The 14801-nt window shown below is 31.3% G+C and carries 10 protein-coding genes; 4 read left to right on the forward strand and 6 right to left on the reverse strand.

Annotated elements, in window-relative coordinates:
- Positions 1 to 58: 58 nt before the first annotated feature.
- Entirely contained in the window at positions 59 to 196 is a 138-nt protein-coding gene (locus tag APS56_RS16910) for a hypothetical protein (RefSeq protein ID WP_157757591.1), read from the forward strand.
- On the opposite strand, the gene APS56_RS01710 is transcribed toward APS56_RS16910, so the two are convergent.
- The 6 genes from APS56_RS01710 to APS56_RS01735 all read right to left on the reverse strand — a co-directional run bounded on the left by APS56_RS01710 (position 183) and on the right by APS56_RS01735 (position 10536).
- Positions 183 to 614, reverse strand: a complete 432-nt coding sequence (locus APS56_RS01710; protein WP_054724176.1) for a hypothetical protein — start codon at positions 612 to 614, stop codon at positions 183 to 185. The genes APS56_RS16910 and APS56_RS01710 overlap by 14 nt on opposite strands.
- On the reverse strand, positions 593 to 2509 hold the full coding sequence (locus APS56_RS01715; protein WP_054724179.1) for a hypothetical protein: 1917 nt from the start codon (positions 2507 to 2509) through the stop codon (positions 593 to 595). The genes APS56_RS01710 and APS56_RS01715 overlap by 22 nt, the downstream gene beginning before the upstream one ends.
- Before the next feature lie 533 nt (positions 2510 to 3042).
- Positions 3043 to 4962: an OmpA family protein gene (locus APS56_RS01720; RefSeq protein ID WP_054724181.1), complete on the reverse strand. Its 1920-nt coding sequence runs from the start codon at positions 4960 to 4962 to the stop codon at positions 3043 to 3045.
- An 11-nt stretch (positions 4963 to 4973) separates the two neighbouring features.
- A complete protein-coding gene (locus APS56_RS01725; protein ID WP_054724183.1) occupies positions 4974 to 5909 on the reverse strand; it encodes a PorP/SprF family type IX secretion system membrane protein in 936 nt (311 codons plus the stop codon).
- A gap of 13 nt (positions 5910 to 5922) precedes the next feature.
- Positions 5923 to 10089, reverse strand: coding sequence for a T9SS type B sorting domain-containing protein (locus APS56_RS01730; protein WP_054724184.1), 4167 nt, complete (start codon positions 10087 to 10089; stop codon positions 5923 to 5925).
- Between the two features lie 33 nt (positions 10090 to 10122).
- The gene (locus tag APS56_RS01735) at positions 10123 to 10536 is read right to left on the reverse strand and encodes a hypothetical protein (RefSeq protein ID WP_157757592.1); all 414 of its coding nucleotides are present in this window, start codon (positions 10534 to 10536) and stop codon (positions 10123 to 10125) included.
- 558 nt (positions 10537 to 11094) lie between these two features.
- Between APS56_RS01735 and APS56_RS01740 the strand changes: the two genes are divergently transcribed.
- From APS56_RS01740 to APS56_RS01750, 3 genes are all read left to right on the forward strand, one after another.
- Positions 11095 to 11583 (forward strand): SixA phosphatase family protein, encoded by a 489-nt coding sequence (locus APS56_RS01740; RefSeq protein ID WP_054724188.1) that lies wholly within the window; start codon positions 11095 to 11097, stop codon positions 11581 to 11583.
- Positions 11584 to 11737: 154 nt separating this feature from the next.
- Positions 11738 to 13801, forward strand: coding sequence for a polyphosphate kinase 1 (gene ppk1, locus APS56_RS01745; protein WP_054724190.1), 2064 nt, complete (start codon positions 11738 to 11740; stop codon positions 13799 to 13801).
- Between the two features lie 6 nt (positions 13802 to 13807).
- A complete protein-coding gene (locus APS56_RS01750; protein ID WP_054724192.1) occupies positions 13808 to 14713 on the forward strand; it encodes a Ppx/GppA phosphatase family protein in 906 nt (301 codons plus the stop codon).
- The last annotated feature ends 88 nt before the right edge of the window (positions 14714 to 14801 follow it).

The following is a 14801-nucleotide window of genomic DNA, read 5'->3' on the forward strand; positions in this document are numbered from 1 at the left end:
AAGCGTGTAAGTTATAGTTGAGGGTGCAGTTAAGTTAAAGTCTGCTGTAATTGTACTAATGGTTTCACAAGAATCTGTAATGGTCCAAGTTACTGCAGCAGTTCCTCCAGAGCACCAATCTGGTATGAATGCATTGGCACTGTCATTAGATAGAATAGGAGAGCAGCCCCCGCTTACAGAAATTATATTAGACTGAACCGTAACCCAATCAGCAAAAGCATCATTAACTTCCGATTGGTTATTGTAATTACATGAAAGTAAGTTGGTGTAATTGTACCTGAAATTGTGGGCTTAGTAGAGTCTGTAATATTGATTACTTGCTCTACAGTTTCAAAGTTACCACAAGTATCTGTAACAGTATATGTTCTGGTAAGAACTATTGGGCATGTTCCTGTAGACGCATCAGTACTGGTAACTATTAGATTTGCATTTGAGGTACAGTTATCAGAAATAGTAACCCCAAGGGCTTCAAGTTCTGTTATGGTAGTAACGGCAGGTGTGGCATCAGATACTTCACAACCTTCAACATCTGTTGCTGTAATTGTACCTGAAATTGTGGGCTTAGTAGAGTCTGTAATATTGATTACTTGCTCTACAGTTTCAAAGTACCACACGTATTAGTAACTGTAAATGTCCTAGTTATTTGTAAGCAATCACTACTAGTAGTGATTGCGTCGCGGTATGTTATACTTGCTATAGTTCCTCCAGAAACCGTATATCCAACAATATCAGTATAGGTGTCATTTATATTTACAGATTCAGTTGGGCTATAAGGATATCTTGCTGATAATGCAGTTATATCTGTAGTAGTACAACCTTCAATATCTAAAGGACTTGGAGCTGCTATCACTGGAGGTTCATCTACATAACCCATATGGTCTATAGCAACGTTACTGTATGCTAAAATAGGATCTCCAAAACAATTACCACTGGTTTCATATCCTAAAATTAAAGGGTAGTCAAAAGTAGTTTCGGAAGTTGCTCCTTTACCACTTATTGTGGCTCCAACAGATATTTTGGCATCATTTGGTAAGGTTTCTAATATTGAGCAATTTGTAGTTACAGTAAACTTAAAACTAATGTCTGCAATAACTTCGTTAGGGGTATCAGGTAGGGGGAGTGTTCCTAAGTTCCAAATAATAAACCCATTATTACCAGGTGTAGGAGCCACAATATTGGGTGCAGAATAATCATCTAATGGGGCATATTTTGTGTTTACATTAGTCGTTATATCTAAGCCACTATGGGTTATTTCAGGCGGAATAGGAATGGTTAAAACGGTATTTTCAATGGCCTCTGATCCTGTGTTTTTTATTTGTAATTGATATTCGGCATTTTCACCAGGATTTATGGATGAAGTAGGGGGACTAGGATTACCATTTATAGAGGTTGTTGCTATTATACCTTCAGCTTCTGGAACATAGGCATCTACAGCAAACGTAATATTAAAAATAACATAGGAATCGAGAGTACTGCCATATTGGAACCTTGTTTCTATTTGGTCGTTGTCTATAAATCTGTTACTATTGTTATCAATATTAAATACAGCAATGTCTAATCCGGTGTTGTTTGTTAGTTCAGGATATCTATTTCCAAGAGTACTATGAGTTAAGATGGAAGAGTTGAAAAAGTTATTATCTGTATTATTCGCATGTTCTAAATCAACAAAATTACCAGAATTTCTTTCTTCCATAGCAAAATAATCTTCAGATAATCCTCTATCTCCTTCACCTGCCATGATTCCTAATTTAAAATTAATAGCTCCATTTGGAGCGGCTTTAAATCCAGAAGCTGTTATTGTATTTTCATCGTTTTCACCAACATACTCGTAGCCATCAAAAACAGTGATGTCTCTCCAGTTCATTTCAAAATTTTCATAGACAACAACCATACCCCAACCACCAGTAAGACCTGTGTTTCCCAGGGTGCCTTCATTTAAAGCGATATCAGCAACTGTGTAGGTTCCATCCCTACCAGCTCTTACATAGTCTGTAATCTCTGCATACCCAACAAAAATATTTTCGGTAGTTCCTCCGGTTTGAAAATATATGACATCACTATTTTTAGCTGTAATAGGTACATATCCTGATGTATTTGGGGTTTTTAATAATACTTTTGTTTTGTCAAGGTCTTTTGTAACCCCATCTGTTGTAGTTACGGAAAATATATTAGGAGAATTTACCCCATTATCAGCCCTACCCATCCAATATAAGCCTGCATATATTATATTTGAACACTCTGGTTTGGCAGCATTTTCGTTTGAAAAAATTAAATCAGCAGAAGATGAATTGAATGTAGGATTATTATTAGGGTCATTAATTATGTCAATATCAACATACTTCATAGCTGAACTATTTGTGCCACTATCAGTGTAACCTACTAATGTAAGATTGGTATTACCAATCATGGCAAAGTCTCCTTTTACAGTATATATTGTTTCACTAGGTGTTTCGTCAGAAGTTCTTGGATTAAATGGTACTTGACTATAACCAGTGAAACTGATTGTCATAAATAAAACTAAGCTTAATAATGGTTGGATAGTAAGCCTATTTTTTAGTAAGATATTCGAGTATTGTTTTCTCATGTTATATAAAACCTTTTATCTTTAATACAAAACACCAATCTTCATAATTACCCCTTATTAAGGACTAAATACAAATAATATCATTTAAGTTTTTGAGGGAAAAACATTGAGGATAAAAATTCAACACAAAAATTGAATTTGAAATAAGATTTGGTTTCATATTATTTTAATTAAAGTAGGTGAAAACAAAAAAACGTATATGTAATTACTTAATCAAATAAACGTGTTAAATCACTTATAAAACCGACTAAACGAATCAGTATTACTTTTAATCGAAATAAAATTTCATTTTAACGATTTCAATATTTTATGATTTGTTAAATAGATGAAAGAAAATAAACAAACAAAAGAATGTTTTGTCGGCAAAAACTTGTATTATAACTGTTTTTCCTATTGGAATCATTTGGTTTAAAAGCCTAAAAAAACCATTAAGAATTTAATCATAATGGTTTAAATTATTAGTTCATTTTTATGATTATAAATTGAGTTCGCCTATTTAATTGATGGGCTTGTTCACTACATTTTACACCATTACTGCAATTATTTAATAATTGGTTTTCACCATATCCTATAGCGCTTTCTATACGGTTGCTCTCTATGCCTCTTGATATGATGTAGTCTTTGGATGACTTAGCCCTTCTATCTGATAGTTTCATATTGTATTTATCGCTTCCTCTGCTATCTGTATGCGATTCAATTTTAATGACCATATTGGGGTGGGTTCTCATAACATCAATTACTTTTTCTAATTCATATTCGGCATCGGTTCTAATATTCCATTTATCAAAGTCAAAAAATATAGGGTTTATTACTATTTGGTTGTTTTTAATTAAAGGATGTAAGAATAAATCGGTAGTAGTTATTCCCTTGTTTTTATTATCTAATAGAATCTCTTTCTTATCTTCTTTATAGTCAGGTTTAGTACCTAAAACGATGTATTTTTTGTTACAATCTGCAGCAAATTTGTATACGCCCTTATCATCAGTAAAAGCTTTATTGATTACTTTTCCAGTTTCATTAATAAGTTGAACTTCCGTATTACTTAAAATTTTATTGGTGTAAGCATCTCTAGCAATACCTGTAATATCTTGAACACATTCATATGAGCTAAAGCTATAAATGTCATCGTTTCCTTGACCTCCAGGTCTGTTAGAAGATAGGTAGCCTCTTTTGTTTATATCATCAGAATCAATATAATAAGCAAAATCATCATAGCCACTATTATAAGGCGCTCCTAAATTTTCTGGCTCTGCATTTTCTTCTTTAATGATGTTAGATTTAAATATATCTAATAAACCTAAGTTTAAATGTCCATCAGAAGAAAAATAAAAGGTGCTATCTTTACTAACAAACGGAAACATTTCTCTTCCTGCGGTATTAATTTTACTTCCTAAATTTTTAGGTAAACTAAATTTATTGTTTTCAAGTATATCAACTTCATAGATATCTGTTTGACCTAAGCCTCCAGGTCTGTCAGATACAAAGTATAATTTTTTATTATCAGGACTCAAAGCAGGATGACCTGTAGAATATATTTCATCATTAAAAGGTAGTTCTTTTATGTTTTCCCAACTCGAACCAACCAAGGATGCTTTATAAATTTTTAAATGAGAGGTTCCTTTTTTATCATAGTCTAATTTGTTTCTTTTTGTAACATTATCTCGAGTAAAATACATTGTTTTTCCATCATTAGTAATGGCTATTGATGCTTCGTGATAATCTGTATTAATTTTGGTTGAAGTAATAAAATTAGGAGTTCCAAATTTTAACTGACCTTCATTGTCTTCAACAAACACTTGGTATAAATCTAAAAAAGGTTCTTTATTCCAAGCATAAACTTTACTAACATCATCTCCTCTAGAAGAAGCAAAATATAATTGATTATCATGTATATAAGTTCCAAAATCGGATTGGTTAGAGTTTATAGGAAGGTTATAAAGATTAACTACTGATTTTTCATTACTAGATATGAGTTCACTGAATGCTCCAAGGTTATCTGGATTATATTTTTTTGAGCGACCATCTTGATTGTGAATATTATTAAATTGAACCATCCATTTTTCGGCTTCGGAATAATTACCTAAACTTTTTAAGGTTTGAATGTATTTAAAAAGATGTTCCGCAGATATATCCTCATATTTATTGACTGCTTTTTTATACCAAATTACGGCTTTTTCTGAATCGGAATTGTTATAATAACAATCACCTAATCGAGTTAAAACATGCTTACTGTCATCACCATTGTTTAGTGCTTGTTCATATAATTCGCTGGCTTTGATGTAGCCATAATTATCAAAAAATTTATCCGCTAATTTTACTTGGGCAAATATTGAACTAATACAAAATGTAAGTGCTAATATTAAAAATTTTGTTTTCATAGTAGTTAATTTTAGAAGAACCTAGGCGATTTAATACGTTTACTTTGAAATATTTCAAACATTAATAGAATTTCATGCGTTCCACTTGTATATGTTCTCAATTCTGATATTGGGTATTCATAAGCATAGCCGATGCGTAATTGTTTTGATACTTGAAAATCTGCAATAGCACCAAGTGCAGCAGCAGATTCATTAATTCTATACGAACCACCCAACCAAAAAACATTATTGAATAAGAAATTAGCAGTTATATCAAATGATAAGGGAGCTCCGTTTGTAGCTTTAAGTAAAGCAGCTGGTTTAAATTTGGTTGTGTTGCTTAAATCGAAAACATACCCCCCCGTTAAATAGTAACTTACACGTTCTAATGCGACATAGTCTATACTACCTTGTTTACCATTATTATAATCAGTATTTAATATTCTTGGAGCAGAAAGTCCTACATACCATTTGTTGGTATGTAAAAAGGCTCCAAGTCCTATATTTGGACTCCATCTGTTGGACACATCATCAAAAAAAGGATCGGTTGAAATTGTAGGATCTGTTAAAAGTTCTTGGTCTATGAAATATTGTGTAAAACCAGCTTTTAATCCGAAAGCTAATTTTGTTTTCAATCCAACTGGAATGGTGTACGAGAAATCACCGTATAAATATGAGAAATTTTCATATCCAAGTTCATCATTGATAAAAGATAAACCAAGCCCAACCTTTTCATTTCTTAAAGGCGAATGTACGGACAACGTTTGTGTTGTAGGAGCGCCATCAAGACCAACCCATTGACTCCTGTGTAAACCAACAATACTTAATGTTTCTCTACTACCAGCATAAGCAGGATTAATAGAAATAGTATTGTACATATATTGTGTAAATTGTGGGAGTTGCTGCGCAAAACCAATGCCGCAATTTAGCAATATAAAAACAGCGATGTTAAACTTTATTAATTTCATAATAGGTTAAGGTTTATTTGGATCCTACGTAAAATGCTTTAGCAAAAGGCTTCAAGCCACTATCCTTTAAATTTATAATATAGTAATATGTTCCATTTGGAATTTTATCAGCTTTACCTACAGATGATTTGTGAGCGTAACCGTTCCAATCATTTTTATAATCGAAGCTTTCATAAATTTTTGCTCCCCAACGATTAAATATTTGTAATTCTACAGTGAATCCACAAGTTTCAACACCTGTTATAGTGAATAAATCATTATGTGTATCTCCATTAGGTGTAAGAACTTTTGAAATAATCACATCTTCTCTTCCACATGGTAAAACAATACACTCATCATGAATTTCAAGGCTTACTTCGGTAGTGTTTAAACAACCATCTTTAGAAATTTGATAACTAAATTTATAAAAGCCTAATGCAACATTTTCAGGGTCAAATATATTTTGATCTAATGTGGTGTTACCTTCAATTACAACCCAATTACCTCCAGATATATTATTATCTAAGTAATCATCTAAGTTGATAGTTCCATCATCGGAACATAATCTATCACTTACTTCTGTTACAAAGTCATTTAAGGTTACTAAAATGGTTTGTGTGAAAATATTGTTATTGCCACATGCGTCTGATACTTTCCATGTTCTAACTATTTCATAATCTGATGGATTGTTTGCATCAAATGAGTTTATTTCATCATATTCAATGGTAACTTCTGTTGTACAATTATCTATAAACTCTAAAACTGGTTTGGCTGGAATGTTATCACAGTTAACGCTAATATTAGTATCATAAGAGGTAGTTGTCACTGGTGCTTTGGTGTCTTGAACAGTAATTGTTTGTGTGTGTGTAGCTGTTAATCCGCTTGCATCCGTTGCAACCCAGGTGCGTTTTAGAGTATAGTTAGATACACAAGTATCTTCTATTTTTTCTTCACTAAAAGTTATGTTTACAGTTCCACAAGGGTCTGTAGCAGTTAATGTTGCAGGCGGGGGAACACTATCCACATTGGCATTTATTTGATTAGGACAGTCAATGGTTGGATTGATATGATCAGTAACAACAACATCTTGAGTACAGGTTTGTACATTATCATGCACATCGGTCACGGTCCATGTGACAGAGGTGGTACCCACAGGGAATGTTGCAGGGGCATCATTGGTTACACTCTTCACGCCACAATTATCAGCACTTGCAGGCTCGGTTAGAGTCAGTGTTGCAAAACAAGCTCCCGCATCCACATTGGCATTTATTTGATTAGGACAGTCAATGGTTGGATTGATATGATCAGTAACAACAACATCTTGAGTACAGGTTTGTACATTATCATGCACATCGGTATCAGTTACAGTTACTTTATATGTACCGGCAATTAAATTAGATAAATCTTCAGAATCTGTATCAGGGTTTTCATTACCATTATTATCCCAGTCAAACGAATAATTACCAGAGCCTCCTGATACAGTAATATTAATAGCACCATCATTGCCATTTACACAGGATACATTGGTTATGCTTTCTGTTGAAATACTAATGGCATCAAAAATAGTCACTTTTATTGGAACTCTAATGGGGCTGATACATGAATTAGATAGTCCTTCAGCTACATAATAAGTTGTTTCTCCAACACTACTTGTTGAGGGCACAATGGAACTTTGTGCGTTTGTTGAAGGGTTATTATCTGTATAATAGTATAGGGTATATGCTGATGGTGATGTAGGAGCATCACTTGGAATTCCTGTTAAAGCATTAGCTGTTTCATTTAAACAATAACTAATATCTTGTACGCTGGGTATTGAACTAACATTAGAAACATTGATTGTGAACTGATAATAACATAAAGTTGTTCCTGGAGGAATAGCAAAATATGTTGAAGTTCCTATTGTTGGAGGAAATGGGTTAGAATCATCGTATAGAATTGTAGTATCGGTTAAAGGATATTCATTGTAATATTTTGACCCAGGAGGAAAAGCATCTTTAACTTGTGATGTTAAAATAGGTGTATTACCTATATTACAAAAATAAAAATCTCTTACAGCTGTATAACTACCACAATTTGCATTCACATAATCTTCTGCATCAATAGTTATAACACTAGGAGTAGGTATTGATTCTCCTATACAATTTCCTGTTGTTTCGTATCCTTGAATGAGTAACTGCTCAAAAGAAACATTTGACGTAACACCAGTACCACTAATAGACCCACCAAGTGAAATAGTAGAATCACAACTTGAGTTTACCAATAAAGAACAGTCTGTTGTAGCATTTAAAGTAAAGCTTATGTCAGCTAATAAGTCGTTAGGGTTATTAGGAACAGGTAATGTGCCTAAATCCCAAACAATAGAACCTGTTGAACCTAGATTAGGATCATAATAAGGGGTGTTGCTTGTTGAAAAAGGAGCATACGTATGATATTGTATACTTAACTCTTGATACGTTGACGTATAGGGAATAGGAATTGTAACTAACGTATTACTGGTTGCTTCCGTTCCTCTATTTTTAATTTCTAATAAATATTCTGCAGATTCTCCAGGTAGTAAAGTTAAATTACCTGGATTGGTATTGTTATTAATAGCAGTAGTTGTTAAAACACCTTCTGTTACTGGAATATATGCATCTACAGCAAAGGTTATATTAAATATTATATATGTATCTTGAGTAGAATTATATTTAAAAGTTGTTGATTGTTGTCCGTTGGTTATAAATTTATTATCATCGTTAGTATTACTATTGCTGTTTCCATTATCAATATCAAACATAGCAATATCTATTCCTGTATTGTTTGTTAGTTCAGGGTTTCTTGGGTTACCACCTGTTGCTATGGATGAATTGAAAAAGTTTCCTGTTGTATTTCCTGAATGTGATAGAGATTCATATTGATTGGTGTCTTGTCTTAATAATTCTAATTTATCTCCATCTATACTAACATCTCCCTCAGCAGCCATCACACCCAATTTCAAAGTTACATCTCCATTGCTTACAGCGTTAAATCCTGAAACAGGAAGGTATTTATTACCCGCTGCACTAGCTACATAAGCATGTCCATCAAATACTGTAATATCTCGAGCTTTCATTTTGGAGTTTTCGTAAATAACGACCATACCCCAACCTGCAAAATAGCCTGTATTTCCTCCGTCACCTTCTCTTGCAGCAATATCTGCTACAAAATATTCGCCAAGACCATTAGCTTTTACATATTCTGTTATTTCTGTATAGGCAGAAAACATATTACCATCGGTACCGTTAGGGAAATAAATATCATCTGATTCCGCAATTAGGGATGTATAACTTGAGGCATTTGGGCCTTTGATGGCTATTTTTTGTTTATCGAATGTTTTAGTAATTGTTGTATAGTTTACAGGAAAATAAGTAACATCAATGTATGCTCTATCTTTATTTTGTCTTCTCAATCTATTTACTTTTAAAGTATAGTTGATGTCAGAAAAAATGGTATAAGGAATAGTTAAATAAGCGTTATCATTATCAATACTGCTGGTTGGAATTGATATTTCATTTCCATTGTTTACTTTAACGTGTACCGTTGGATTAGTTGAATTATTATTGCTACCTCTTCTGTAAATGAATTCAACAGTGTCTCCAGTATTAGATGACGTAAATGTATAATAGGTTATTGAGTTTTGTCCATTACCTGAATTGGATATTTCTAAAGTATAGTTTGTGTTGTCAATATTATCCTCATCATAAACCTCCATATTAGTATCGGTTATTTGCTGAGAACTTATTCCAGAAACAATATCTTTGGATACTGTAAAAATGTTAGGATCTGTACTGTTGTTGTTAGCTCTTCCTGTCCAATACAACCCAGCATAAATTATTTGCGAGCAATCAGGGATGGCATTATTTTCATTAGAAAATAAAAGCGTAGCAGATGAAGAGTTCATAGTTGTAGGGTCACTATCAACATCAACATATCTCATATTGCCACTGTTTGAACTTGAATCTGAGTAGTTATCAAGTGTTAAATTGGTATTACCAATCATGGTAAAATCACCATTTACTCTATAAATTGTTTTTGAAGGTGTGAAATCTGAAGTTCTTGGTTCAAAATCTACAATGTTGTTGTTTTGGCTATAACTTTTTGAAATAAAAGTGATAAATATAATAGCAAATAATAGAGGCAGACAGGTATTAGCTATTGTTTTTTGGGAGTATTTTTTTTCCATGTTGTAATCATTAAATTGAGAACTAATACTTTGTTAAGAAGGAATTTCTGTTTTATAAAATACTCTTATACCAGAACCAGGACTTAACATTATGAAATTTTTCATTTGAGCTTCAGTAATTTTAAAATTACTTTTCACATAAATATATTTTAGATGTCCAATTTCTTCATTGTCTGATAAATCTAAATTAGTATTTAAATCGTTTTGTGTTTTTAGATTTATCTCTAATATGTCCACATTTCTATGACTGCTAATCGTTTGTAGAAGTAAGCTAAAAGAATTCACATCCATACAAACTATTTTAAGTGGTTTTTTATGACCGTATAGTTTTTTTATAGAATTATTTTCAATGTATATAGAAGGCTGCAGTCCTAAAGCAAGCTTATGAAAATCTGTTCTGTCTGAATTATTACTATTAGCTTTTTTTGAATTACTAGTCTTGGCCATACTATTGTTGGTCAAACTAAGCTCTTTAATTTCATCATCTTGTGCACAAACTTGTTGAAGGGAAACAAAGGATAAACATGTAAATAATAAAATGTAATACCTCGAGTGAATATTGCTTTTCATAATGTAATAAAGTTATTTATATCAACTATATATTAATAAAGACACAGATAGCGATTAATTGTCACAAAGTGACATTAAACGTTAAAGGCCATAATAGGTTTTGTAACAAAAACAGTGAGGGAAAAGAATAGGACTTTAAGGTCCTTTTTTGTAATTAAATTTGGGTTCATAATACTTAGATTTTAGTTGGGTACAACAGAAAAAAATGCATATTTCATCATTTTTTTAATAAAAATGTTAAATCACATTATAAATTCAAACATTTAATTTTTTTTGATGAATTATTTTAAAATGATTTAAAATAAAATTTGAAAACAATGATTTTGTGATTCTAATATTTATATTTATTTTATCTTTAAATTAATAAGCAAATTAAATGATTTTCACCGATAAAAACAACATTTCATCGATAAAAAATTACATTTAAACGATTGTATGAAAAGAATAATTATAGTTAGACATGCAAAATCTTCATGGAAACATGATGTTATTGATCATGAAAGACCGTTAAATAATAGAGGGGGAGAAGATGCAAACTTAGTATCTAAGCACCTTAAAGCTTATAATGTTAATCCAGATTTGATTTTATCAAGTGATGCTGTAAGAGCTAAAACAACGGCTGAAATTTTTATTTCAAACTTAAATTTTACAAAGAAAAAAGTAAATTTAATCCATGATTTATATGATTTTGCAGGACATAATCTTTTAAATGTTATAAAAAGCACGGATAATTCTGTTGAAACACTTATGATTTTTGGTCATAATCATGCTCTTACTTTTTTTGCTAATACTTATGGTAGCAAAACTATTGAAAATGTGCCTACAAGTGGCGTAGTAGTAATTGAATTTGCTATTGATAGTTGGAAAAATTTAGAATCTGGACATACCTCATTTTCAATTTTTCCTAAAGATTTGAAACATTGATTTGAAATGTATTATAAAATTTATATCAATTATTTATAAGCTCCAATACGTTCCATAAATATTCAATATTATTTTATTGATATCAAAGCTTTACAAGGTTTTCTTTTAGGTATAAATAGAATATATTTGTTGTAAATAAAATATACAACAATATATGGTCACAGTTGAAAAACACGATAACAGCTATATAAATAGAGAAGTAAGTTGGTTGCAATTTAATGCCCGGGTTTTACAAGAAGCAGAAGATGAGTCTGTTCCATTAATTGAAAGATTACGATTTTTAGGAATTTTCTCAAATAATTTAGACGAATTTTTTAAAGTAAGGTATGCTACTGTTAAGCGGATTGTGGAAGCAGGTAAAGCTGGTAAAAATGAATTAGGAGGCATTAAAGCAGCAGAACTACTTGAAATCATTACTCAAATTGTAATTAAACAACAAAGTGAAAGTTTAAAAATTTTAAGTACAATTGAAAAATGTTTAGAAAAAGAAAACATTTTTATTATAGATGAAACTCAGATAGAAGATTCGCAAAAGAGTTTTCTGAAAAAATATTATATAAAAACAGTCAGTCCTGCACTGGTAACAATTATATTAAATGACCAGGTTAAATTACCTAATTTAAAGGATACAGCAGCATATTTAGCTGTTAGAATGGTTATGAAAAATAATGATAGGCAATTCGCTTTGATTGAAATTCCTAAAAACATCAATAGGTTTGTAGAACTTCCTCATAAAGACAATAAAAGTTACATCATAATGATTGATGATTTACTACGATATTGCTTGGATGATATTTTTAATATTTTTGACTATTCTAGTATTTCTGCTCACATGATAAAAATTACTAGAGATGGAGAATTAGATTTTGAAAGTGATTTAAGTAAGAGTTTTATTGATAAAATATCAGATAGTGTAAAACATAGGGAGCTTGGGGATCCTGTTAGGTTTGTTTATGATAAAACCATTCATAATGAAACTCTGGAATATCTAATGTCTAAAATGGGTATTGAACCTACTGATAGTATTATTCCAGGTGGGCGTTATCATAACAGACGCGATTATATGAACTTTCCTAGCTCAGGAAGAAACGATTTGTTGTATAAAAAAATAGAACCATTGACCGTTAATGGTTTAAGTTTAGAAGGGAGCATATTTTCGGCTATAGCAGAAAAAGATTATTTGATTTACACCCCATACCATACATTTTCATACATTGTAAAGTTTTTAAGAGAGGCTGCTTTAGACCCAAAAGTTACTACCATTAATATAACAATTTATCGTTTAGCAGAGATTTCAGATATTGCAAGTTCTTTAATAAATGCAGCTATAAATGGGAAATCTGTTACCGTTTCCATTGAACTAAGAGCGCGTTTTGATGAGCAAGCCAATATTAATTATGCTCAACAAATGGAAGAAGAAGGTATTAATTTAATTTTTGGAGTTCAAGGGCTAAAAGTACATAGTAAAATGTGTGTAATTGAGCGCGAAGAAAATAAAAAAATTAAACGATACGGTTTTGTTAGTACAGGTAACTTTAATGAATCAACAGCAAAAATTTATACAGATTATACTTTGCTAACATCAAATCAAAGTCTGCTAAAAGATTTTATAAAAGTATTTGCTTTTTTCGAAACAAACTATCGAATATATAAATATAAACATTTAATAACTTCTCCACATTATACAAAAAAAGCTATATTTAAGCTAATAGATAATGAAATAGCTAATGTTAAAAATGGCAAACCAGGCTATATAAGACTCAAAATGAACAGTATATCAAGCTATGTTATGGTTGATAAGCTTTATGAAGCTAGTAAAGCTGGGGTTAAAATTCAGATGATAGTAAGAGGTATTTGTTGTTTAATTCCTGGTGTAAAAGGGATGAGTGAAAATATTGAAGTTATTAGCGTTATCGATAAATTTTTAGAACATTCTAGAGTGTATATTTTTGGAAATAATAACAATCCAAAAGTATACATATCGTCAGCGGATTGGATGACAAGAAATATTGATAATAGAGTTGAAGTAAGTTGCCCGATTTATGATGAATCAATAAAAAAAGAAATTATTGAAACTTTTAATATTTGCTGGAGAGATAATGTGAAAGCAAGATTGATTGATGATTCAACGTTAAATAAGTATCGAGTTAATGATAATCAAAAAGTAAGATCTCAAGTAGAAACATATAATTATTATATAAAAAAATTAGAGGAATAGGATAATATGCTATCAATAAAAAAATATGCAGCCATCGATATTGGTTCAAATGCGGTAAGACTTTTAATTTCGAATATTATTGAGCAAAAAGGAAAACCTGTTCAGTTTAAAAAAAACTCGTTAGTTCGTGTCCCCATTCGTTTGGGAGCCGATGTTTTTATTAAAAATAAAATTTCAAAAGAAAACACGCAACGTATGTTAGATACAATGTTAGCTTTTAAGTTAATAATGAAATCGCATAAAGTTGTAAAATATAAAGCTTGTGCTACTTCGGCAATGAGAGAATCTGAAAATGGTAAAAAAGTAGTTGATTTAGTTTTAAAACAAGCGGGTATAAGTATTGATATTATTGGAGGAGAAGAAGAAGCTGCCATAATTGCTGCAACAGATTTAAATAAATATATAGATAATAGTAAAACTTACTTATATGTTGATGTGGGAGGTGGAAGTACAGAGTTTACTGTTATTCATCAAGGCAATCAAATAACATCAAAATCTTTTAAAATAGGGACTGTTAGGCTGCTTAATGACATGGTGAAAAAAGAAGCCTGGATAGAATTAGAAAATTGGATAAGAAGTAATGTAAAAACCTACGATAAAATAGACGTTATCGGTTCGGGTGGAAATATTAACAAAATATTCAAAGTTTCTGGTAAAGCTATGGGAAAACCATTGTCATATTTTTATATGACTTCTTATTTTAATACGCTTCAAACCTATTCATATGAAGAGCGTATTACAGAGTTGGACTTAAACCAAGATAGAGCAGATGTTATCATCCCTGCTATGCGTATTTATCTGTCTGCTATGAAATGGAGTGGAGCAAAAAACATTTATGTTCCTAAAATTGGATTGGCAGATGGTATTATTAAAAGTATCTATTACGATACGGTTTCTAGCAATACACAGTAAAATTTTGCACTTTGCCTTTAAAATAATTGTTATTTAATTTTATAAGATATCTTCGTTTTATAGAGTTTAATTAACCCAAACCTATTCA

This window comes from Pseudalgibacter alginicilyticus (genome assembly GCF_001310225.1).
Classification (GTDB): Bacteria; Bacteroidota; Bacteroidia; order Flavobacteriales; family Flavobacteriaceae; genus Pseudalgibacter; species Pseudalgibacter alginicilyticus.

Excerpts from the sequence above, each read along its gene's own strand:
- APS56_RS01740 (WP_054724188.1), top strand. The coding sequence starts at position 11,095 with ATGAAAAGAATAATTATAGTTAGACATGCAAAATCTTCATGGAAACAT.
- APS56_RS01750 (WP_054724192.1), top strand. The coding sequence starts at position 13,808 with ATGCTATCAATAAAAAAATATGCAGCCATCGATATTGGTTCAAATGCG.
- APS56_RS16910 (WP_157757591.1), top strand. The coding sequence starts at position 59 with ATGGTTTCACAAGAATCTGTAATGGTCCAAGTTACTGCAGCAGTTCCT.
- APS56_RS01715 (WP_054724179.1), bottom strand. The coding sequence starts at position 2,509 with ATGACAATCAGTTTCACTGGTTATAGTCAAGTACCATTTAATCCAAGA.
- ppk1 (WP_054724190.1), top strand. The coding sequence starts at position 11,738 with ATGGTCACAGTTGAAAAACACGATAACAGCTATATAAATAGAGAAGTA.
- APS56_RS01725 (WP_054724183.1), bottom strand. The coding sequence starts at position 5,909 with ATGAAATTAATAAAGTTTAACATCGCTGTTTTTATATTGCTAAATTGC.
- APS56_RS01735 (WP_157757592.1), bottom strand. The coding sequence starts at position 10,536 with ATGGCCAAGACTAGTAATTCAAAAAAAGCTAATAGTAATAATTCAGAC.
- APS56_RS01730 (WP_054724184.1), bottom strand. The coding sequence starts at position 10,089 with ATGGAAAAAAAATACTCCCAAAAAACAATAGCTAATACCTGTCTGCCT.
- APS56_RS01720 (WP_054724181.1), bottom strand. The coding sequence starts at position 4,962 with ATGAAAACAAAATTTTTAATATTAGCACTTACATTTTGTATTAGTTCA.